At 62.2% G+C, this 22,111-nt stretch carries 18 protein-coding genes and 3 tRNA genes; 5 read left to right on the top strand and 16 right to left on the bottom strand.

Annotated features, from left to right (window positions below):
* Positions 1-37: 37 nt before the first annotated feature.
* The 9 genes from rnc to ISS99_RS15555 form a co-directional block, all read right to left on the bottom strand.
* Complete coding sequence (gene rnc, locus ISS99_RS15595) at positions 38-697, bottom strand: ribonuclease III (protein WP_204632492.1); 660 nt, start codon at positions 695-697, stop codon at positions 38-40.
* 8 nt (positions 698-705) lie between these two features.
* The gene (locus tag ISS99_RS15590) at positions 706-1,092 is read right to left on the bottom strand and encodes a DUF4845 domain-containing protein (RefSeq protein WP_204632491.1); all 387 of its coding nucleotides are present in this window, start codon (positions 1,090-1,092) and stop codon (positions 706-708) included.
* Between the two features lie 123 nt (positions 1,093-1,215).
* Positions 1,216-2,112 (bottom strand): signal peptidase I, encoded by an 897-nt coding sequence (gene lepB, locus ISS99_RS15585; protein ID WP_204632490.1) that lies wholly within the window; start codon positions 2,110-2,112, stop codon positions 1,216-1,218.
* A 22-nt stretch (positions 2,113-2,134) separates the two neighbouring features.
* Entirely contained in the window at positions 2,135-3,925 is a 1,791-nt protein-coding gene (gene lepA, locus ISS99_RS15580; protein ID WP_204632489.1) for a translation elongation factor 4, read from the bottom strand.
* Between the two features lie 162 nt (positions 3,926-4,087).
* The gene (locus tag ISS99_RS15575; protein WP_204632488.1) at positions 4,088-5,563 is read right to left on the bottom strand and encodes a DegQ family serine endoprotease; all 1,476 of its coding nucleotides are present in this window, start codon (positions 5,561-5,563) and stop codon (positions 4,088-4,090) included.
* A gap of 128 nt (positions 5,564-5,691) precedes the next feature.
* Positions 5,692-6,378 (bottom strand): sigma-E factor negative regulatory protein, encoded by a 687-nt coding sequence (locus tag ISS99_RS15570; RefSeq protein WP_204632487.1) that lies wholly within the window; start codon positions 6,376-6,378, stop codon positions 5,692-5,694.
* Entirely contained in the window at positions 6,375-6,971 is a 597-nt protein-coding gene (gene rpoE, locus ISS99_RS15565; RefSeq protein WP_204632486.1) for an RNA polymerase sigma factor RpoE, read from the bottom strand. The genes ISS99_RS15570 and rpoE overlap by 4 nt, the downstream gene beginning before the upstream one ends.
* Before the next feature lie 144 nt (positions 6,972-7,115).
* Positions 7,116-9,713, bottom strand: coding sequence for a putative bifunctional diguanylate cyclase/phosphodiesterase (locus ISS99_RS15560; protein ID WP_239537946.1), 2,598 nt, complete (start codon positions 9,711-9,713; stop codon positions 7,116-7,118).
* Entirely contained in the window at positions 9,701-10,180 is a 480-nt protein-coding gene (locus tag ISS99_RS15555) for a hypothetical protein (RefSeq protein WP_239537945.1), read from the bottom strand. The genes ISS99_RS15560 and ISS99_RS15555 overlap by 13 nt, the downstream gene beginning before the upstream one ends.
* A 225-nt stretch (positions 10,181-10,405) precedes the next feature.
* Between ISS99_RS15555 and ISS99_RS15550 the strand changes: the two genes are divergently transcribed.
* On the top strand, positions 10,406-12,481 hold the full coding sequence (locus tag ISS99_RS15550) for a 3-hydroxyacyl-CoA dehydrogenase NAD-binding domain-containing protein (protein ID WP_204632484.1): 2,076 nt from the start codon (positions 10,406-10,408) through the stop codon (positions 12,479-12,481).
* Positions 12,482-12,558: 77 nt separating this feature from the next.
* On the opposite strand, the gene ISS99_RS15545 is transcribed toward ISS99_RS15550, so the two are convergent.
* The 5 genes from ISS99_RS15545 to ISS99_RS15525 all read right to left on the bottom strand — a co-directional run bounded on the left by ISS99_RS15545 (position 12,559) and on the right by ISS99_RS15525 (position 17,594).
* Positions 12,559-13,119, bottom strand: coding sequence for a DUF2058 domain-containing protein (locus ISS99_RS15545; RefSeq protein WP_204632483.1), 561 nt, complete (start codon positions 13,117-13,119; stop codon positions 12,559-12,561).
* Between the two features lie 29 nt (positions 13,120-13,148).
* The gene (locus ISS99_RS15540) at positions 13,149-13,361 is read right to left on the bottom strand and encodes a SlyX family protein (RefSeq protein WP_204632482.1); all 213 of its coding nucleotides are present in this window, start codon (positions 13,359-13,361) and stop codon (positions 13,149-13,151) included.
* A gap of 2 nt (positions 13,362-13,363) precedes the next feature.
* Positions 13,364-14,707 carry a UDP-glucose dehydrogenase family protein gene (locus tag ISS99_RS15535; RefSeq protein WP_204632481.1) on the bottom strand — a complete coding sequence of 448 codons (1,344 nt, stop codon included), beginning with the start codon at positions 14,705-14,707 and terminating at the stop codon, positions 13,364-13,366.
* A gap of 147 nt (positions 14,708-14,854) precedes the next feature.
* The gene (locus tag ISS99_RS15530; protein ID WP_204632480.1) at positions 14,855-15,661 is read right to left on the bottom strand and encodes an FKBP-type peptidyl-prolyl cis-trans isomerase; all 807 of its coding nucleotides are present in this window, start codon (positions 15,659-15,661) and stop codon (positions 14,855-14,857) included.
* Between the two features lie 166 nt (positions 15,662-15,827).
* Entirely contained in the window at positions 15,828-17,594 is a 1,767-nt protein-coding gene (locus ISS99_RS15525) for a cation:proton antiporter (protein ID WP_204632479.1), read from the bottom strand.
* Positions 17,595-17,751: 157 nt separating this feature from the next.
* Here ISS99_RS15525 and ISS99_RS15520 point away from each other — a divergent pair.
* The 3 genes from ISS99_RS15520 to ISS99_RS15510 all read left to right on the top strand — a co-directional run bounded on the left by ISS99_RS15520 (position 17,752) and on the right by ISS99_RS15510 (position 18,072).
* Positions 17,752-17,827, top strand: a tRNA-Ala gene (locus ISS99_RS15520).
* An 8-nt stretch (positions 17,828-17,835) separates the two neighbouring features.
* Positions 17,836-17,911: transfer RNA gene (locus ISS99_RS15515), tRNA-Glu, on the top strand.
* An 84-nt stretch (positions 17,912-17,995) separates the two neighbouring features.
* A tRNA-Asp gene (locus tag ISS99_RS15510) sits at positions 17,996-18,072 on the top strand.
* Positions 18,073-18,150: 78 nt separating this feature from the next.
* Here ISS99_RS15510 and ISS99_RS15505 read toward each other — a convergent pair.
* Positions 18,151-18,615, bottom strand: a complete 465-nt coding sequence (locus ISS99_RS15505; RefSeq protein ID WP_204632478.1) for a DUF1249 domain-containing protein — start codon at positions 18,613-18,615, stop codon at positions 18,151-18,153.
* 23 nt (positions 18,616-18,638) lie between these two features.
* The gene (gene ppsR, locus ISS99_RS15500; RefSeq protein ID WP_204632477.1) at positions 18,639-19,454 is read right to left on the bottom strand and encodes a posphoenolpyruvate synthetase regulatory kinase/phosphorylase PpsR; all 816 of its coding nucleotides are present in this window, start codon (positions 19,452-19,454) and stop codon (positions 18,639-18,641) included.
* Between the two features lie 226 nt (positions 19,455-19,680).
* Between ppsR and ppsA the strand changes: the two genes are divergently transcribed.
* Complete coding sequence (gene ppsA, locus ISS99_RS15495) at positions 19,681-22,056, top strand: phosphoenolpyruvate synthase (RefSeq protein WP_204632476.1); 2,376 nt, start codon at positions 19,681-19,683, stop codon at positions 22,054-22,056.
* Positions 22,057-22,111: the final 55 nt, after the last annotated feature.

Here is a 22,111-nt window from a genome sequence, read left to right as displayed (position 1 = left end):
AGCGGAGGTAAGACCGGAACAGGCCGGGAGGGCGGACTCAGCCCCCGTCCTGGGCCTCCTGCAGGCGGCTCAGGACGATTTCGGCGGCATCCTGTTCGGCCAGACGCCGGCTGCCGCCGCGGCCGGAGGCAGTGACAACCAAGGGTTCGCTCACCGCGCAATTCACATCGAAGGTCCGTGCATGGTCCTCGCCTTCGGCCCCCACCAACTCGTACTGAGGCAGAGGCCAGCCACGGGCCTGCAGCCATTCCTGCAGCCGGGTCTTGGCATCCTTGGATGAGCGCGGCAACGCGGCCACGCGGTCGGCAAACAGGGTGCGGACAGCCTTGCGGCAGGCTTCGAAGCCCGCGTCCAGGTAAACCGCCGCCACCAGGGCCTCGAACGCGTCGGCAAGAATCGAATCGCGCCGGAAACCGCCGCTCTTCAGTTCGCCGGAGCCCAGCTTGAGGCGATCGCCCAGTTCCAGCTCCCGGGCCATCACCGCCAGGGCCTGCCCGTTGACCAGTTGCGCGCGCAGGCGTGACATTTCACCCTCGGACGCTTTCGGATGCGTTTCGTAGAGCATTTCCGCGACGATCGCGCCGAGCAGGGCGTCGCCGAGAAATTCCATGCGCTCGTTATTGGGCTTGCCCGCGCTGCGATGGGTCAAGGCCAGCGCGGCAAGCGAGGTATCGCGAAAATGATGAAGCAGTTCCACTTACGTTCTTAGTTCGGCGCCGCGATATTGCCCTGGATGGGCACGGCCTTTTCAAAGTGGACGAGGAAGTCGATGTTGTAAATGAACGGAATGTCCTTGTCATAGGCAACGCGCAATTCCGACCCCTGCGCGCCTTGTCCGATCGAGATGTCGCCGGCCTGGACGGTATCGTCGCCGACGTATTGGTAGTTCATTCTCTTCATGAGATCGCGACGGATTTCTTCCGGCGATTTTCCGTCCACGTTTTCGCTGGACACTTCGGTCATGGCTTTTTGCACGCCCATGAATTCGGTGTAGGCGGGAACCAGCTTCATCGCCATATAGGCGAAAAAGCCGGCCACCAGTACCACGATCAAAAACGAAAACAACGTAATACCCGTTTGCCTGGATTGCATAGTCCCCTCGCTATGTCGCCCTTGTGGCGCGCCTTGCCTGAACCCGTTTGCGCATACTTTGCCCGGTCGGCGCGCCCGCCGCCAGCGACGCGTTCACGATTCCGTCCGGGCCGGCGCGCCCACTCAACGAATGAGCATGCCGATCCGATGGAAATCCACGGCCCCGGTGTGCACGCCCTTCCAGCTGAACCAGATCATGAAAGCCTTGCCGACCAGGTTTTGCTCCGGCATGCAGCCCCACCAGCGGCTGTCTTCGCTGTTTTCACGGTCGTCGCCCATCACGATGTAGCAATTTGGCGGCACGACCGACGGTACCCGCGCATTCGGGATAGGCGGCGTCTGCAGGGAAGGCATGCGCGCGATCAAGTGATTCGCCGTGCCCAACTGCTCGCTCCAGATGGTTGCGCCGTTATAGAGCAGGTAGTTGTCTTCCGAACGGCTCACATTGCCCTTGAAGGGGCCGATCTGCGTATCGATGACCGGCTTGCCGTTGATGACGATCTGGCTGTCGTGCACCTCGATGGTGTCGCCAGGAAGGCCCACCACGCGCTTGATCCAGTTCTGGCTGGCGACCGGTGCGTGAGGATCGGCGCAAGTCACGTCGCCACTGCGAATGACGTTGCCGTTTTCGTCCTGGCAAAGAAAGCCGGGAAACCGGAATACCACGACATCGCCGCGCTTGGGCTCGCCCACGCTGACGATCTTGTTGTTGAAGGCCGGCAGGCGCAGGCCGTAGGCAAACTTGTTGACCAGGATGAAGTCGCCGACATCCAGCGTGGGCATCATCGATCCCGACGGAATGCGGAACGGTTCGGCCACGAAAGAACGCAGCAGCAGCACGACGAAGATCACCGGGAACAGCGAACGCGCCCAATCTACCGGAGCCGGATCGCGATACTCCTCGCCCGCTGCATCGTATTTCGCCTTGCGATTCTTATAGAAAAACAGGCGATCAAGGCCCCATACCACGCCAAAAACGACGGTAAGGACGAGCAAAATGGCCGAAAAATCAAAATCCATGCAATGACTCCATAGCGTGTTGCTATTTGTCCACTTTGAGTACGGCGAGGAAGGCTTCCTGCGGAATCTCGACCCGGCCGACCTGCTTCATGCGCTTCTTGCCTTCTTTTTGCTTTTCCAGAAGCTTCTTCTTACGGCTGACGTCGCCGCCATAGCACTTGGCAAGCACGTTTTTGCGCAACGCCTTGACCGTGGAACGCGCGATGATCTGCGCGCCGATGGCGGCCTGAATGGCCACGTCGAACTGCTGGCGCGGAATCAAATCCTTCATGCGCTCCACCAGCTCGCGCCCGCGGCGATCGGCATGACTGCGGTGCACGATCAGGCTGAGTGCGTCGACGCGGTCGCCATTGATCAGCACGTCCACGCGCACGAACGGACCGGCATCGAAGCGCTCGAGGTGATAGTCCATCGAGGCGTAGCCGCGCGACACCGATTTGAGCTTGTCGAAGAAATCCAGCACCACTTCGGCCAGCGGCAATTCGTAGCTGATCTGCACCTGGGTGGCCAGGTACTGGATCGAGCGCTGCACACCACGCTTCTCTTCACACAAGGTGATGATGTTGCCGATGTAGTCGGGCGGCGTGAGGATGTTCGCCACGATGATCGGCTCGCGGATCTCTTCGATCTGCGGTGACGCCGGCAGGCGAGCGGGGTTGTCCAGCTCCATCACCGTGCCGTCGGTCTTGAGGATCTCGTAGACCACCGTCGGCGCCGTAGTGATGAGGTTGAGATCGTATTCGCGCTCCAGGCGCTCCTGCACGATCTCCATGTGCAGCATGCCGAGGAAGCCGCAGCGGAAACCGAAACCCATCGCTTCGGAGCTTTCCGGCTCGAAGAACAAGGCGGCATCGTTAAGGCGCAGCTTGTCCAGCGCTTCGCGCAAGGCGGGGTAATCGTCGGCCGAGACCGGAAACAGGCCGGCGAACACGCGCGGCTGCATGGTCTGGAAACCGGGCAAGGGATGCGGCGCCGGCTTGCCGGCCTGGGTCAGGGTGTCGCCCACCGGGGCGCCGTGCACGTCCTTGATGGCGGCCGTGATCCAGCCCACCTCGCCCGCCGAAAGCTTGTCGAGCTTCTTGCGCTTGGGCGTGAATACGCCCACTTCGCTGACTTCGTGGGTACGCCCGGTCGACATCACCTGCAGCTTGTCGCCCGGCTTGATATCGCCCTGCATGATGCGCACCAGCGACACCACACCCAGGTAGTTGTCGAACCAGGAATCGATGATCAGCGCCTGCAGGCGATCGGTGTCGCGCGGCTTCGGCGCAGGGATGCGCGCAACGATCGCCTCGAGCACTTCGATGACGTTCTGCCCGGTCTTGGCGCTGACCGCCACGGCGTCGGTGGCATCGATGCCGATCACCGCCTCGATCTCGCCTTTCACCTTTTCCGGATCGGCCGTGGGCAGGTCGATCTTGTTGAGCACGGGCACCACTTCCAGCCCCTGCTCCACCGCCGTATAGCAGTTCGCTACGGACTGCGCTTCCACGCCCTGCGCGGCGTCGACCACCAGCAGCGCGCCTTCGCAGGCGGCGAGCGAGCGGCTCACTTCATAGGAGAAGTCGACGTGCCCGGGCGTGTCGATGAAATTGAGCTGATAGGTCTTGCCGTCCCTTGCCTTGTAAGGAAGGGATACGGACTGGGCCTTGATGGTGATGCCACGCTCGCGTTCGATCGGGTTGCTGTCCAGCACCTGGGCTTCCATTTCACGCTCGGCCAGTCCTCCGCAAATCTGGATGATGCGGTCGGCAAGCGTGGATTTGCCGTGATCGATGTGGGCGATGATGGAGAAATTGCGGATCAGGTCCATGGAATGCACTGTCAGCGTCACAACCCGGCGCGACGCGCGGGCAGCCTATCACCGGGATGGCGACATTAGCCGTTCATTATCGCATGGATTGAGAAACCGAACCGAACCGGGCGCGCCGCAGTCAGGGACCTGTCACGTGACAGGCCCCTGGGTCAGGCGAGGTCAGTCGTTTTGGTCGGGCACGGTCAAGGCGATGAAATTGCTGCTGTCACCACGGCGCACCAGCAGCAGCACGGTATCCCCGGGTTTCACCCCCGCGGTCGCGGCACGGAAGGCCTCCACGCTGCCAACCTTCTTCTGGTTGACCATCAGGATCACGTCGCCAGGCTGCAGTCCGGCCTGAGCGGCAACCGTTCCGGTCACGTTGGTGATGGCTACGCCCTCGCCCGCTTGCAGGCCGAGCTGGCTGCGCGTGGACGCATCCACGCTCTCTACGCTAAGACCCAGCGCATCAGCCCCCTTGCTCGGCGCAGCCGCCCCGGCTCCGGCAACCGAATTCTGGTTGCGCGGCATGGTGCCGATGGTCGCGTTGATGGTCTTTTCCTTGCCATCGCGCAAGATTTGCACCGGCACGGTGGTGCCCGGCGGAGTCATCGATACCAGCGGCGGCAGATCCGCCCCCTGGTCGATCGTGTGCCCATTGAACCCAAGGATGATGTCGCCCGCCTGCAAGCCGGCCTTTTGCGCGGCGCTACCCGGCGTCACCGTCACCACGATCGCACCTTGCGCGCGATCCAGCTTGAGCGCCTTCACCACATCGTCGTCGACGGGCTTGACCTCCACGCCCAACTGGCCGCGAGTGACGTAGCCCTTGGTCTTGAGCTGGCCGACGACGTTCATGGCCAAATCGATCGGGATTGAAAAGGCAACGCCCTGATAACCGCCCGAGCTCGAATAGATCTGCGAATTCACGCCAACCACCTGACCCTGCAGGTTGAATAGGGGGCCGCCGGAATTGCCTCGGTTGATCGGCACGTCGGTCTGAATGAACGAGGTGGCCGGCTGATCCTGGCTGCCCAGGTTGCGACCGACAGCGCTGATGATGCCCTGCGTCACGGTGTAGTCGAAACCGAACGGCGAGCCGATCGCCAGCACCCATTGCCCCGGCTTGAGCAAGCGCGAGTCGCCAATGCTCACCGCCGGCAGATTGCTCCGCGCATCCACCTTCAACAGGGCAATGTCATAGGTTGCATCCGTGCCGACCACCTTGGCCGTCAGCGTGCGGCGATCCTGCAGGCGAACCGTTACCGTATCGGCGCCTTCCACCACGTGATTGTTGGTGATGATGTAGCCGTCGCCGGAAATGATGAAGCCCGAACCCAGCGAAGTGTGGGCCTGGTCTTCAGGTGAGGGCATCATCGGCATGCCGAAGAATCGCCGGAAAATTTCCGCCTGTCCCGGATCCATGCCCTGCATGGGCATGCCGCGCGCTCCCTTGGGGCGGCGACCGGTGTACTTCGCCTCCACTTGCACGACGGCCGGGGCGTTTTTCTGCACGATTCCGGTGAAATCGGGCAGTCCGGCAACCGTCGGGGCGGCTTGCGCCCACGCCATGCCGGGACTGGCGAATCCCACGACCAAGGCGCAGCACATCAAGCCGCTGAAAAGACGAGTGCTGACGAGACGGGGGTGACTCATGGTTCCTCCTCGATTCTGGGCAGCCCGACTCCCGCTCCGTGGCTCGTAGCGTGGGAACGAGAAGGGGGGCCAACTTTTAAGAAAGGGACTGCAGGCCTCTCAGCCTGGATGCAAGGAAAGGCGGGGCATCAACGCCCCGCACCTACCTGGTAGGCCGGCTGCTGCCGCACCGCGGACTTGGCCTGCGGCGTATCGATCAGCAGCAGGTAGCTGCCGTCGTGATTGTTCATGGCTCGATAGCCATTCACGGAATAGCGCTGCCCCGCCTGATACTGCTGGAACAACGGGTTGTCGGACGGATCACCCAATGTCACGGACGCACGCTGGCTGAGTCCGGAGGCCGAATAGGCACTCAGCGAGGGCGGCACGGCAGCCAGTACATCGTTGCTGGCGTGCACCGGATTGACCGATGCCAGCGCCGCATCGGCATGGCCCCCTTGGGGGCTTACGTCGGCGGTGGTCCGGGCGGCGCGTGCGGAATCAGGTGCCGTAGGCTGCGAGACCATCAGCGCGACCACGGCCACGCTGGCGGCGATGGCGCCGCCCACGGACAGGCGCAGCCAGTCGCGGCGCTTGTGCGCTACCGGACTTGCCTCCTGCTCGCCTTCGATGACCTCCATCACGCGCATCGCGAAGCCGACACTGGCCACCGCCGGCAGCTGGCGTCGCAAGCTGTCGCCGGCGACGTGATAGCGGGCCCAGGCATCTACCAGCGAAGCATCGCGATCCAGCCTGCGCAGCAAAAAGCGCAGTTCGTCTTTGGACAGTTGCCCGTCCATCGCCGAGGAAATGTTTTCCATGTTCGCTTCACTCATGACATCCGATCCTCGCGGTCTGAAAGCAGTGGCCGCAACTTTTCATCGATCGCCTCACGTGCCCGGAAGATGCGTGAACGCACCGTGCCTATCGGGCAGCCCATGGCTTCGGCAATCTCTTCGTAGCTGAGGCCTTCCACTTCACGCAGGGTGATGGCCGTCCGCAGCTCCTCAGGCAACGCTTGGACAGTGTTAAACACCGTTTGTTCAATTTCCTGGCGCATTAATTCGCGCTCGGGGGTGGCCCCCTCCTGCATGCGGTCGGCTCCGGGCACGAAAACCGCGTCCTCGACCGCAATATCGTCCATGGGCGGGCGCCGCCCCATGGCCACCAGGTGGTTCTTGGCCGTATTCACGGCAATCTTGTACATCCAGGTATAGAAAGCACTTTCCCCACGGAACGAGCCAATGGCCCGCCAAGCGCGCACGAAGGCCTCCTGAGCCACGTCTTCGCACTCGGCATGATTGTGCACGTACCGGGAAATCAGCCCCAGGACCTTGTGCTGGTACTTGCGCACGAGCAAATCGAAAGCACGCTTGTCCCCATTTTGAACACGCTCAACCAGCGCACTATCGAGTTCGTTCTCGCCCATCCGGGCCGTCTCCTTCGTTTCTGCACCATACCGGAATGCCGTCCATCGGATGGGTAGGCTGATCTGACCCTGTCCGCACGCGCAAGTTCAGCACGAACGTCGAGCTCCCGTTGGCATTCTAGGATATGGCCATCCAGGCCGGGCTCAAGCCGGCAGCTTTTCCAGGGCGCCGGACAGCAGGCGCTCCCGCTCTGCCAGCAGGCGCTCGAAACTGGCCTGGGGCAGCGGGCGGCAGAACAGATACCCCTGCAGCTCATCGCAATGATTGGCACGCAGGAATTGCAGGTGCTGTTCGATCTCCACGCCCTCCGCCACCACACCGCGCTTCAATCGATGCGCCATCTCGATGGTGGCGCGGACAATGGCTTCATCGTCCGGGTCCACCCCGATATTGCGCACGAAACTCTGGTCGATCTTGATGCGGTCGGCGGGCAGCTTGCGCAGGTAGTCCAGGGAAGCGGCACCGGTGCCGAAATCGTCGATGGCGATGTGGCAACCCAGCCGATGCAACTTTTGCATGTTTTCCATCAAGTTTGGGGCCGCCTTGATGCTGATGCTCTCGGTGACCTCCAGTTCCAGTTGGTTCGGGTCCAATCCCGTTTCCTGGAGCACGGTGGCCACGACCTCGGAGAGATCGGGCTGCATCAATTGCACGGCCGAAAGATTCACCCCGATCCGCAGACCCAGGCCGAAACGGTCTTCCCAGGCCTTTGCCTGTTTGCAGGCATTGCGCAGCACCCACTCGCCGATCGAAACGATCAGCCCGGTTTCCTCGGCCAGCGGAATGAAGAAGCCCGGACCGATGTTGCCCAGTTCCGGATGCTCCCAGCGCAGCAAGGCTTCCATGCCGACGATGTCTTCCGTCCCCGCATTGATCTGCGGCTGATAGAACACGCGCAGCTCGCCGTTGCCTTCGGCATGGCGAAGGCGCGCTTTCAGAGCCGCGTTTTGCTGCTCCTGGGCCGGGCTGACGTCGTAGACACGGTAGTTGTTGCGCCCCATGCTCTTGGCCGCGTACATGGCCTCGTCGGCATGCTTGAGCAAGGTTTCGGCATCCGGCGCATCTTCCGGGAAAAAACTCACGCCGATGGATGCAGTCACCTGCAATTCCGGACCGTCGTCCAGATGCAGAGGCACGTCCATCAACTGCACGATCTTTTCGGCGACGCGCAGCACATCATCCGTTTTCACGATGTGCCGCAGCACGATGGTGAACTCGTCGCCGGCGTAGCGAGCCACGGTATCGGAGGCACGCACACTGCTGCGCAGCCGCTGCGTGACGGCAACCAGCACCTGGTCGCCCACGGCGTGGCCAAGCGTATCGTTGATGAACTTGAAACGATCAAGGTCGACGAACAGCACCGCAAACGTTTCGCCGGTACGGTTCGCCTCGCGAATGATGGTATCGAGGCGATCGTTGAACAGCAGGCGGTTGGGCAATCCCGTCAAGGCATCCAGCAGGCCTTCGGCGCGACCCTGTTCGCGCGTGCGCCGCAACTCGAGCGTGTGCGCAAAGTGCGCCGCTGCGCAATGCAATACCGGCGCCACGATCTCCGAATTTCCGAACGGATTGCAACTGCCGGCGAGCAAGGCGCCGAGCACGTTGCGGCGCTCGTCGAGCAAAGGCAGACCTACGAAGCCGCGCAATCCCAACTGGCCGATCAGCGGATCGACATCCGCCAGGCGCCTGGCATCGTGCGGATGCATCAGGGCGCGTCCACCCAGCACCAGACGCAGAGAACTCTGCAATTGCGGACCCGGCAAAAGATGATCGTCGCCACGCCAGCGCTGGATGACCTGGGCCGGGACGCTGCTCTCCTCCGGGCGCGCCGACCACACGGCCAGATAATCCAGGCCCATTTCGTCGAGCAGCAACTGCGCCGCTTCCATCACACCGGCGTCGTCGTGCCCACCGCTGAAAAGGCGCGCGAGCAAGCCGAGCGCCACGGCAGGACGGACGCCTGCGCGATCGCTGCGAAACTGCAATGCGATCAAAGCACGGCCGGCATGATTCACCCGGCGCGTGCTTGCTTCGCCAGTGTCGTGCCCGCGAATCGATTTGCGCTGGCAGGCCAGCCAGCGACGATCAGCATCGCCGAACACTTTTTCCAGGCCGGCGCTTTCAAAAGACAAGACTTCACGCAGCGCCAAGCTGGTCAACACACTGTTGGCCAGGCCGCTGTGGCGCGTATATGCCGGACTGGCCTCCACCACGCGTTCGGTGACCGGATCGACAATCAGCCAGTCGCCCTCACCCTCTTCGAAAACAAACCGATAGTCGCCGCCGGACGACGGCAATACCGGTGCGACGGGTGGAGCCACGGGCTTCACCGGCGCCACCGCCGGCACCTCGCCTTGCAGTTGCTTCCAACGAGGAATCAACTCAGCGGCAACCTGCGACGCATAGAGCCAACTGGCGATCATGGGCGGCAACTGCGTGGGCTTGATCGTCGTATCGTCCACCAGCACCGCAATGATGGGCGCGTCGGAACATGGAGGCAGCAAGCGCAATTGCTCGCATAGCGTCAGGCTCGAACGCCCATCGCCATCCATGGCCACGACAATCAGTGCAAGCGGTTCGCGCCCTTCCAGCAGAATGGCGGCGTGCGTCGTATCGCGCGCGGAGTGGATGGTGGGGTGGCCTTCACGATCGAGTACGTCGAACAACTCGCGCCGCAGCTCCCGCTGCGATGCCACCAGCAGAATGCCGGTTGTCAAGGTGGCGTCGTTCACAGCAGCCATCGGCCGTCTCGCAGTCGCGGGCGTTGCGCCATCGGCGCAGTACTGCTCAGCCGCACGGCGACATCGTCGAAGCTCGCCACCAAGCTGGGCGCCGCATCCAGCAGGACCACGCGGCGCACGTGTCCGGCCGGCGCGCGCGCCAGTTGCCGCAGCAAGGTACTGTCCGACGCCGTCAAGGGGAGCGGAAATTGCGCGAGCAGATAAACACCGAAATGAATGCTTTGCTGGATGTAGCGCAGCGCGTTGCTCAGCCGCTGCGATCCCGGTACGCGCGCATGCGCTTCACGCAGATTCTCCATGCCGCCCTCGGGGTTCCAGGCATAGACGGACTGCCCGTTGTGCCTGGCAAGGGCCCGGAACTGCTCGACCAGGGCCGCACTGTCGCCGTGCTCGAGCACAACCAGCCCGCCCGGCGCAGTCAGGATGCGCTCGTAGAGATCGCTGCCGGCAAGCGGCGCTGGAGCCATCAGGGGAGTCATAGCGCCCATGTCAGAAAGGAACGTTGCGCCTCGTACGTTACGCACTCGCGCGCCAAGCGCAATAGGCGGCGTGCCGTGGCGTGACGCATGCGGCATCTCGTGGCTCCCCCTCATGCGGCGTTGCGGCATGGGCGCCTTTCCTGGACCGGAGCGTCTCGCAATCAACGCTGCGGGACGGTATGGTGACGATCTCTCGGCCACCGCCCTAGCCCCATGTTCGAAGGACTGCGCTTTAACCATTGGAAAACGAGCCTGGACGACAGCGGCATAGTCACGCTAACCCTGGATCGCGCCAACAGCAGCGTCAACGCCATTTCGCGGGAAGTGCTCGATGAGCTTGGCCAGATTGTCGAGCGCCTTGCCATCGAAAAGCCGGCCGGGGTGATCATCCATTCAGCAAAATCGAACGGATTTGCGGTTGGCGCGGACATCAAGGAATTCGTCGAGTACGCCAAGCACGGCACCGTGCAGGAAAACATCGAGAACGGCCAGCGTGTTTTCGAGGCATTGGCGCGACTGCCCTGCCCAACCGTGGCGGCCGTGCATGGTGCCTGCATGGGCGGCGGCACCGAGTTGATGCTGGCTTGCCGACAGCGCATCGCAGCCGACGACGACAAGACCCGGATCGGGCTGCCCGAAGTGCAACTGGGCATTCATCCCGGCTGGGGTGGGTCGGCCCGCCTGCCGCGCCTGATCGGCGCCCCCGAGGCACTGCCGATCATGCTGACCGGCCGCCCCCTGTCGGCGCGCCGGGCCAAAAACCTGGGCATGGTCGATCGGCTGGCCCGGGCCGACGAACTGCTGGCGGAGGCGCGCTCTCTGCTGCGCAACCCCCAGACGCGCCCGCTGGCCCAGCGCGTCACCGCCTGGGCGACCAATACCTGGTTGGCGCGGCAAATCCTGGCGCCCATGGTGATCAAGCAGACCGCCGCGAAAGTTCGCAAGGAACACTACCCGGCCCCCTTCGCGCTCATCGACGTCTGGAAGCGCGGCGGCGGCAATATCCAGCAACGCTTGAAGCTGGAAGCACGTTCGGTGTCCAAGCTCGCCAATACGCCGACTGCGCACAATCTCATCCGCATTTTCTTCCTGCAGGAGCGCCTGAAAAATCAAGGCAGCGGCGTCGACGCGGGCATCCGGCACGTGCACGTGGTCGGTGCCGGTGTCATGGGCGGCGACATTGCGGCATGGGCGGCACTGAAGGGTTTCGAGGTCACGCTGCAAGACCGCGAAATGAAGTACATCCAGCCCGCCCTGGACCGTGCTCGCACGCTGTACGAGAAAAAGCTGAAAACACCCGAAAAAGTGGACTCGGCAACCCGCCGCCTGCGCGCCGACGTAGAGGGTTCCGGCATAGCCCAGGCCGACCTGGCCATCGAAGCCATCTTTGAAAGCGCCCCGGCCAAGGAAGCGCTGTACGCCACCATCGAACCTCAATTCCGCAAGGATGAAATCCTGGCCAGCAATACGTCGTCGATTCCACTCGACGAATTGCGCAAAGGGCTGCAAGCACCGCAGCGCTTTCTTGGGCTGCATTTCTTCAATCCGGTGGCGCAGATGCTGTTGGTCGAAGTGGTACGTCACGACCAGTTGGATCCGGCGATCGAAAAACGTGCACTGGCTTTCTGCAAAGCCATCGGCAAGCTGCCGGTGGCGGTCAAGGGAACGCCTGGTTTCCTCGTCAATCGCATCCTGATGCCCTATCTGCTCGAAGCCTTGCGCTTGTATAGCGAAGGGGTACCTGGCCCGGTTCTGGACAAGCAGGCGAAGAACTTCGGCATGCTGATGGGGCCGATCGAGCTGGCAGATACCGTTGGGCTGGATGTGTGCGCCGCGGTCGGCAAGGAGTTGGCCCCGTTCCTTGGCCTTGAGCTGCCTCCTGGTCTGGAAGACAAGCTGCAGGCCGGCAAACGCGGCAAGAAAGATGGCCAGGGCCTGTATACGTGGCAGGACGGCAAACCGCAGAAACCCGAAGTGGACCCCGACTACACCCCGCCGCCGGATCTGCAGGACCGCATGATCCTGTCGCTGATCAATGAAGCCGTCGCCTGCCTGGGCGACGAGGTGGTCGACGATGCGGATCTGCTGGACGCCGGGGTGATCTTCGGTACCGGCTTCGCCTTCTTCCGCGGCGGCCCCATTCAATACGTGCGCGCCGAAGGCGCCGAAAACGTCCGCCAAAAACTCGACGTGCTGGCGAAGCGTTACGGCGAGCGTTTCACGCCAAAGAACGGCTGGGATCATCCGGCATTGAAGCAGGACGGTTTCGCATTTCCTGCCGCAAGCTGACCGCCAGCCTCGCGACACGCCAAAACGCAGACGCCCACAAAAAAAGGTGCCCAGGCGGCACCTTTTTTTTTACCTCTTCACCACATCAAGTCGTCCGGCACCCCATCTTCGCCGATACCGCCGGATGAGGCATCGACCAGTAGGGCCACGAGATTCGGTTCGATCTCGCTGATCAGCTTGGCGACCGCCTGACTCACCAGCACGTACCGGCCGCCGTTTTGCACGATGCCCAGCTTGCCGGCGTTGAGTTCGGCCAGCTGCGCGGCATCGACGTAGATGCGCCGAATCTTGCCGCCGTATTCAAAGTGGCGCACCTGGTCGGCCTCGGCCTTATTGAGCGTCTGGCCTTGTAGCAGTTGCTGCACCTTGGCTTTCCGCTCGCGCTTCAGACGCGCCTGCTCGGCGGCTTCCTGTTCGGCGCGTTTGCGCTCAGCCGCCTCGGTATGGGCGCGTATGGCGTAGGCCTTGGCCAGATCGATCTCTTCCTGGCTGCGCGCAGGCCGTTCGGGTTTGTGCGGCGGCTTGCCTTTGCCGTGGGCACCGCCCGGCCTGGGCGCCGGCTGTTGCTGGCGCTTTTCGTCCTTGATCTGTTTGACGATGCCGCTCTTGAGCAGCTGATCTCGCAGTGAATCAACCATGATCGAAATCCGATGTTACGTGGTGCGTTTCAATAATGCGGCGGAGGCGGCTCAGAGTGCGGATCATGCCCCTGCCCCGTTCTCACCGTCGCCAACTCGTTGCGCAAATCGCGCACGAGGCGCTCCAATTCGACCAGGCGCAGGGATTGGTCGGCATCCGCGGCAGTCAGCGCTTGCACGGCCTCATCGATGAAGGTGAGGCGCACTTCCAGCTCGGTAAGTCGTTGTTCGAGGTTGCTCATAATCACTCGGACCGCAACAGACTGCGCCCGCGCCCGATGCCGTAATACGCCAGACCGGCTTCTTCAACCGCTTCGGGCTCATACAGGTTGCGTCCGTCGAAAATGGCGGGAGCCTTGAGCATGGCGCGAATACGCGCAAAGTCCGGACTGCGAAAGGCCTTCCATTCGGTCACGATGGCCAACACGTCCGCCCCTTCCAATGCCTGATAGGCGTTGTCACACAACACCATGTCGTCACGATGCCCATACAGGCGCTGCGTTTCCTCGCGCGCCTCCGGATCGAACGCCCGCACCTTGGCCCCAGCGCTCCACAAGGCCTCCATCAAACGACGGCTGGATGCTTCGCGCATGTCATCGGTATTGGGCTTGAAGGCGAGCCCCCACAGCGCGATGGTTCGGCCGTGCAAGTCGCCGTGGAAGTAGCGCTGAATAAACTCGAACAGCTTGGCTTTCTGATCGTGGTTGACCGCTTCCACTGCGCCAAGCAATCGTGCCTCGTAGCCTACCGCACGCGCCGTGCGCTCCAGCGCCTGCACGTCTTTGGGAAAGCACGAGCCGCCATAACCTGCACCCGGGTAGATGAAGTGATAGCCTATGCGCGGGTCCGAGCCGATGCCCTGGCGAACGAGTTCCACATCCGCCCCCACGCGCTCGGCGATGTTGGCAATCTCGTTCATGAAGCTGATCTTGGTCGCCAGCATGGCATTGGCGGCGTATTTGGTCAGTTCGGCGGAACGCACGTCCATGACCACGGTCCGGTCGTGATTACGATTGAACGGGGCATACAGTTTGCGCAACAGATCGACCGCTCGCTCACTGGAGGTGCCGATCACGATGCGGTCCGGGCGCAGGCAATCTTCAACCGCATCGCCTTCTTTCAGGAATTCCGGATTGGATACGACGTCGAACTCGATGTTCGCGCCGCGCGCGGCGAGTTCTTCTGCCACGGCCTTTCGCACGCGATCGGCCGTACCCACCGGCACGGTGGATTTGTTGACGATGACCGCGTAGCGATCCAGGTGCTGGCCAATCGATCGGGCCACGCCCAGAACGTATTGCAGATCGGCACTGCCGTCTTCATCCGGCGGCGTACCCACGGCGATGAAGATGATTTGCGCATGCCCGATGGCTGGCGCCGCTTCCGTAGTGAACTCGAGCTGCCCGTTGGCGTGATTGCGCCGCACGATGGGCTCCAGCCCCGGTTCGAAAATAGGTATCTCGCCACGTTCGAGGCGCTCGACCTTGGCCTGATCGATATCCACGCAAACGACGTGGTTGCCCATTTCGGCCAGGCAGGCCCCAGTGACCAGGCCAACGTAACCAGTACCGAAAAGGGTAACTTTCATTGGATGAGATCGCAGACTTGTTCAAGAACGCTGATTCTAACAGGGCACATAAGAAACCCCAGTGTCAGCGGCATGGTCAGACACGAACAAACGGGGCGCGAATGACTTCGCGCCCCGTTTCTTTCCACTTGGGTGTATCAGCAGTAATTACTGCTCGCTGCTGCCACCGGCGGGACTACTACCGTTGCCACCGGCATCACCCTGCGGCGCACTGGCCGGCGTCGGGCCGGTGCTCACCAGGGTCACGTCGAAAATCAACGTGGAATTCGGCGGGAACGGACGCTGCGGCTCAGCACCGTAGGCGAGATTGGCCGGAATGAACAGCTTGTAGTGGCCACCGACCTGCATCAGCTGCAGACCTTCGCGGAAGCCCGGGATCACGCGGGACAACGGAATGGACGTCGGTCCCGGCGGGTTGTTCTTCGACGAGCTGTCGAACACTTCGCCGTTTACGAAAGTGCCGGTGTAGTTCACCTTCACCGTGTCGTTCGGACCCGGACGGGCACCGGTGCCCTGGGTGAGCACCTGATACTGCAAGCCCGAAGCAGTGGTCTTCACGCCCGCAGCCGACCTGTTCTTGGCGAGGAACGCATCGCCCTCGGCCTTGTTCTTGGTCGAGGCAGCGTCGAACTCCTGCTTGGCCTTGGCACGCAACTGGGACTCGAAAGCCTGCGCGGTGGAGTTGAACTCCGCTTCGCTCATCGGCGGCTTTTTGCCGGACAACGCGTCCTGGACAGCCTTGGCAACGGTCGCCGGGTCCACGGCGTCACGCATGATCGGCGGCACGGAACCAGCCAACTCATAACCAACCACGGTGCTTGCCTTGATCTTGTCTACCGTGCCGGTCGTAGCAGTGCTGGTCGACTTCGACGTCTGTGCCTGCGCGCCAGCGGTCATGCCCAGCGCAACAGCCAGGGCGGCCGCCGTCAGCGTGGGTCGCAGAAATTGCTTCATTTGGTACTCCCTCGTCATGGATATGCCGGCGTGCCGGCCGGACCTCCCCCAAATGGAGGCTGGCCACCCATTGTGCGGTGTCCAGTCCGGTCTTGGCAACGACGTTTGGGGCTAGACAGCGGCATATTCCAAAGGTTCACCCTCTACAGCGAGAGAAGCTGTTCGTTCAGCTTGATTCGTGATCGTCAGGTGAAGGTTTTTCCAGCGTTTCGCGCAGCGCAGCCTGCAGCCGGGCATGCATTTTCACCAGCCCGCGCCACAGCACGATAGCGAGCACGACGCACACCACGACGAGGGATAGAGCTACACCACGCGGAGGCAAAATCGCAGAACCAAGCACGCTCACCAGAATGGCCAGCACCATCAGGGTGGCCAACGGGATCAATTTCGCAAGAACCTGCCGAATCGCCTGTGTATAAGCGCCGGCAAAGCGCTCCCGTATGCCGATCTCGGCCAGCAGCATGCCCAGCGCCTCGGCCTTGCGGTAGACCGCAATCAGCAGCGGCAACGAAAGAAACAGTGCCGACGCCCAGATCACCGAATGGCGCATCTCGAGGTCCAGACCCCAGCTCTCGAACCACTTTGCATTGTGCGCATTGACGTAGGCGCCAATGACAAAAAGCGTTACCACCAGCGCAATGTTCACGGCGATGTGCCAGAGCAGGCGACGAAACATCGCGGCCAGGGCAGCATTTTCGTCGACCGGCCGCAGGTTCTCCAGCCAGCCGCTATAGCTGCTCAGCAACAAGCGCAGGGGGCGTGGCGCCGCGCGCTGCCCCGTGAGCGCCAGCAGGTCGGCGCAACGAAGCAGATACGGCGATGCCACCATGCAAATCAAGGCGGCCGCCACTGCAATCGGATAGATGAAGTCGTTCACGGCGCCGAGGGTAAGCCCGAGCGTTGCGATCACGAATGAAAACTCGCCGATCTGCGCCATGCACAGCCCGGTGCGCAACGACGTCCGCGCATCGTGCCCGATGAGGAACATCCCCATGCTGCAGATCACGCTCTTGCCAATCATCACCGCCAGCGCAATCACCACCGCCGGCAATGCATAGTGGCCGAGCTGTACCGGATCAATCTTCAAGCCGATGGCGACGAAAAACAGCGCCGCAAACATGTCCCGCAGAGGCTCCACCAAATGCACGACACGCGGCGCACTGCGCGCCTCGGCTACCACGGCTCCCGCCAAAAAAGCACCGAGCGCCACGCTGAAGCCCAGCCAGGCAGCCAGCAGACTGGTTCCGAAACAGATGCCGAGCACGCTGACCAGCAGCGTTTCGTCGCGATCGAATCCGGCGATGTAGTCCACCAGACGCGGCAACAGGAGCAAGCCGACAATCATCCCCGCAACGACAAACAGGCCCAGATGCCCAACCAGACTGAACGCAGCAACCGTCTGCACCGTTCCGCCGATGGCGATGGCCGAAAGCAAGGTCAGCAACACGATGGTCAGCATGTCTTCGGCGACCAGCATGCCGACCACCAGTCGCGCAAACGGCCATTGGCGCAAGCCGCTCTCGGCCAAGGTGCGGGTTGCCACCATGGTCGAAGACAGCGCCATGATCGCGCCGAGGAATAGCGAGGTTCTGCCACTCCAGCCGAACAGCAATCCAAGCTGGTAGCCGATCCAAAGCATGAAACCCACTTCGACCACCGTGACCAGCAACAGCGCGCCGCCGACTTGGCGCAGTTTGCGCACACTGAATTCCAGCCCCAGGGTAAACATCAGCAGCACCACGCCAAGGTTGGAGATGTCGCCGATTGCGCGCGGATCTGCCACCAGCACGCCGGGCGTGTGCGGACCGATCAGCACACCGGCAAGAATGTAGCCCGGCAGCACAGGCAGACGCAGACGCTGGAACAACACTGTCGTGGCGCCAGCCACCAGCATCACGAGTGCAAGGTCGCGAATGAAACCGATGTCGTGCATGCCTTCCTCGTGGCGTTGTCTCTTTGCCAGCTTAAACTGAAGCAACAACCGAGCTGCAGCCAGAACAAAACATCCGATTCATCGAATGATGAGATTTTTATAAAAATTCGCTTGACGGAATTCCAAACCCATCCTATTCTTTCGGGCTTCCAGCCGTGGGGCCATAGCTCAGCTGGGAGAGCGCCTGCATGGCATGCAGGAGGTCGGCGGTTCGATCCCGCCTGGCTCCACCAACAAATACGTCCCCATCGTCTAGAGGCCTAGGACATCACCCTTTCACGGTGGCGACCGGGGTTCGAATCCCCGTGGGGACGCCAATTCGAGCGGTAGCCGACCAGCTACCGCCCAAGGTTGGAAAAGGACTTAGTTTGTTGGAGTGCGCTGGAAGGCAGTAACAATGCGGAGCGGTAGTTCAGTCGGTTAGAATGCTGGCCTGTCACGCCGGAGGTCGCGGGTTCGAGTCCCGTCCGCTCCGCCATTTGTTATCAAAGCCGTTATCACAGGAAGCTCGCCACTGCGCGGGCTTTTTTGTTGCCCGAAACAGACACCCATCACTTCATTTAGGTACGCGCTGCAACGTCCCGGACGAGTGCCCCTGCTCTGCCAGGTACTCCAGCCAACGCGCGAGAAAACTGTTCATCTGCAACCGATGCTGGAACACCGTGTGAGCCGGCGTAAATGGCCCCAGCACCTGCCACAGATGCCGCCCCGGATGACAATGCAGGGCCTCGGCAACGTGCGCATCGCTATACACGCGCAACTGCGCGGACGGCGCTCGCCGCCCCGTCTGCGCATCGACGAAGCCGTAGGTAAGCTCCAGCTCCAGCGTGTAGGGATGACACTCCTGCACGACCAGGTGCACGGGCAAGCCGTCGTCGACGTCGGACACGTAGTCGCCTACTTCCAACTTCTGCGGCGCGAACAGACGCGTCAGCCGATGATAGTTCTCGGCATAGAGCCCCATCAGGAACTCAAAGCGGCCTGGCAGCAAGGCAGTACGGCGGTCGAGTACGGCGCTCATGTGGATAGCAACTTCTCCATCGGTCAGAACATGGTTTTTTCGATACCGAACTGATCGAAGATTTTGCTCGCAATCTCTTCGATCGACACGTGGGTGGTATTGAGACAGGGTATCCCCGCCTGCCGCAACAGGCGATCAGCCTGCTCCAGCTCCCACTTGCACTGCTTGAGGGTGGCGTAACGACTGCCCGGGCGCCGCTGTTCGCGGATCTGCGCCAGACGCGCCGGCTCAATGGTCAGGCCGAACAGCCGATTCTTGTAGGCCCGAAGCCTGGACGGCAGCTCGAGCTTTTCCAGATCCTCGTCGGTGAGCGGGTAATTGGCGGCGCTGACCCCATAATGCAAGGCCATGTACAAGCAGGTGGGCGTCTTGCCCGAGCGCGACACCCCCACCAGGATCAAGTCGGCCTGCGCGTAGTCCACGTCAATGCCGTCATCGTGACTCAAGGCGTAGTTGGTGGCGTTGATGCGCGCCTCGTATTTGTCGAAATCCACCAGGCCGTGGGAGCGGTTCACCGCACCGGAATGGCGGGTGCCAAGCTCCTCCTCCAGCGGCCCGATAAACGGGGCGAACACGTCCAGCATCAGTGCGCCACTAGTCGCGACGATGTCGCAAAGCGCGCGATCGGCCATGGTATTGACCACGATCGGCCGCTCCCCGCTCTGGGCATAGCGGGTCTTGATGCGCGTCGCCGCCGCCTCCGCCTTTTGCGGGTTGTCGATAAACGGCAGGCGGTGCTTTTCGAACTGCACCCCCTCGAACTGGGCCAGAATGCTGTTTCCGATCGTCTCGGCCGTAATACCAGTGGAATCGGAAATGAAAAAAACCGAACGTTGCATGCGTATTCCATGGGCTGAGGGGGTTCCTGCCCTGCACCATATCGCAAGCAGGAATCGCTGTCTTTGCTTGACCAAGACCTGACTGGTATGCAGTTGGCGCTGCATCCGTATGCAATGGTCTTCTTGTGCCACGCACCATCGACAGCAGACAATACCAGTCTTTCGCGGTACGGATTTCCCCTACACCGCCCCGGCTTATTAATGACGAGCTCTTGAGGAGATTGCCTTGAACGACCTGGTGCTTTGGCTCGACCAACTGCGCATGACCGACCTTGGCAAGGTCGGTGGCAAAAATGCGTCACTCGGCGAGATGATCGGCAACCTGGCCCAGCTCGGCGTCTCCGTGCCGGGCGGCTTCGCCACCACCGCCGATGCCTTCCAGCAGTACCTGGAAAAGAGCGGCCTGTCCAAGCGCATTGCCGAACGACTGGCCACGCTGGACGTGGACGACGTCGACGCACTGGTGGCCGGCGGCAAGGAAATCCGTGGCTGGATCGTCGACACCGCCCTGCCCGGCGAGCTGGAAAATGCCATCCGCGAGGCCTACGCCAAGCTCTGCAAGGACGCCGGCAGCGAAAACATCGCGGTGGCCGTACGCTCCTCAGCCACCGCCGAGGACCTGCCCGACGCCTCCTTCGCCGGCCAGCAGGAAACCTTCCTCAACGTGGTCGGCATCGACGACGTGCTGCACAAGGTGAAGGAAGTTTTCGCCTCGCTCTACAACGATCGCGCCATCGCCTATCGCGTACACCAGGGCTTCAAGCACGAAGACGTGTTCCTGTCGGCCGGCGTGCAGCTGATGGTGCGCTCGGATGTCGGCGCTTCGGGTGTGCTGTTCACGCTCGACACGGAATCGGGTTTCCGTGATGTGGTTTTCGTCACCGGCAGCTACGGCCTGGGCGAAATGGTGGTGCAAGGCGCGGTCAATCCCGACGAGTTCTATGTATTCAAGCCCACGCTGAAGGAAGGCAAGCCGGCCGTGCTGCGCCGCAGCCTCGGCGCCAAGCAGCAACGCATGGTGTATTCGAGCAAGCCGGGCGAGCGCGTGCTCATCGAGGAAACGCCCGCCGCCGACCGCAATCGCTTCTGCATCTCCGATGAAGACGTACAGGAGCTGTCCAAGCAGGCGCTCGTCATCGAAAAGCACTACGGCCGCCCGATGGACGTGGAATGGGCGAAGGACGGCAACACCGGCAAGCTGTACATCGTGCAAGCCCGCCCGGAGACCGTGAAGTCGCGCGCGCACGCCACTCAGCTCGAGCGCTTCCACCTCAGCGAGAAAGGCAAGGTGCTGGCCGAAGGCCGCGCCATCGGCCAGAAGATCGGCGCCGGCAAGGCGCGCGTGATCCGCTCGCTGGCCGACATGAACAAGGTTCAGCCCGGCGATGTACTGGTTGCCGACATGACCGATCCTGATTGGGAGCCGGTGATGAAGCGCGCCTCGGCCATCGTCACTAACCGCGGCGGACGCACCTGCCACGCCGCGATCATCGCGCGCGAACTGGGCGTGCCCGCCGTCGTCGGTACCGGCAATGCACTGGATGCCATTCCGGACGGTCACGACGTCACCGTGTCCTGTGCCGAAGGCGACACCGGCATGATCTACGACGGCCAGTTGAAGTTCGAGCGCGTCACCGCCGATCTCGGCGCCATGCCCGAAGCGCCGCTGAAGATCATGATGAACGTGGCCAACCCGGAACGCGCCTTCGATTTCGGCATGCTGCCGAACGCCGGCATCGGCCTGGCCCGCCTGGAAATGATCATCGCCAGCCACATCGGCGTGCATCCCAAGGCCCTGCTCGAATACGGCAAGCAGGACGCCGAAACCAAGGCGAAGATCGATGCACGCATCGCAGGCTATGCCGACCCGGTGAGCTTCTATGTCGATCGCCTGGCCGAAGGCATCTCCACCATTGCCGCCTCGGTGTATCCGAAGCCGGTGATCGTGCGCCTGTCGGACTTCAAGTCCAACGAATACGCCAACCTGCTCGGCGGTTCGCGTTACGAGCCGCACGAAGAAAATCCGATGATCGGTTACCGCGGCGCCAGCCGTTACGTCGATGCCGGTTTCGCCGAATCGTTCGGGCTGGAGTGCAAGGCTGTCAAACGCGTGCGCGAAGTGATGGGCCTCACCAATGTGTGGGTGATGATTCCGTTCGTGCGCACCCTGGACGAAGGCCGCAAGGTGGTGGAAGTCCTCGACAAGAACGGACTCAAGCAAGGCGAGCACGACCTGAAGGTCATCATGATGTGCGAGCTGCCGTCCAACGCGTTGCTGGCCGACGAATTCCTCGACATCTTCGACGGCTTCTCGATCGGCTCCAACGACCTGACCCAGCTCACCCTGGGCCTGGACCGCGACTCCAGCGTGGTGGCGCACCTGTTCGATGAACGCGATCCGGCGGTGAAGAAGCTGCTGTCGCTGGCGATCCAGACTGCCCGCAAGCGTGGCAAGTACGTGGGCATTTGCGGCCAGGGCCCGTCCGATCACCCCGACCTCGCCGAATGGCTGATGGACCAGGGCATCGAGTCGGTATCGCTCAACCCCGATACTGTGGTCGATACCTGGCTGCGGTTGGCCAAGAAGAAAAAGGCCGGCTAAGCCCGGGCATCAGCGTTGAAACGACGGGGCGATGGCAACATCGCCCCGTTTCTTT

The sequence above is a fragment of the Dyella mobilis genome (assembly GCF_016904945.1).
Taxonomy (GTDB): Bacteria; Pseudomonadota; Gammaproteobacteria; order Xanthomonadales; family Rhodanobacteraceae; genus Dyella_B; species Dyella_B mobilis.
The sequence above is the reverse complement of the archived record's forward strand: the minus strand, read 5'-3'. Positions and strand labels throughout refer to the sequence as shown.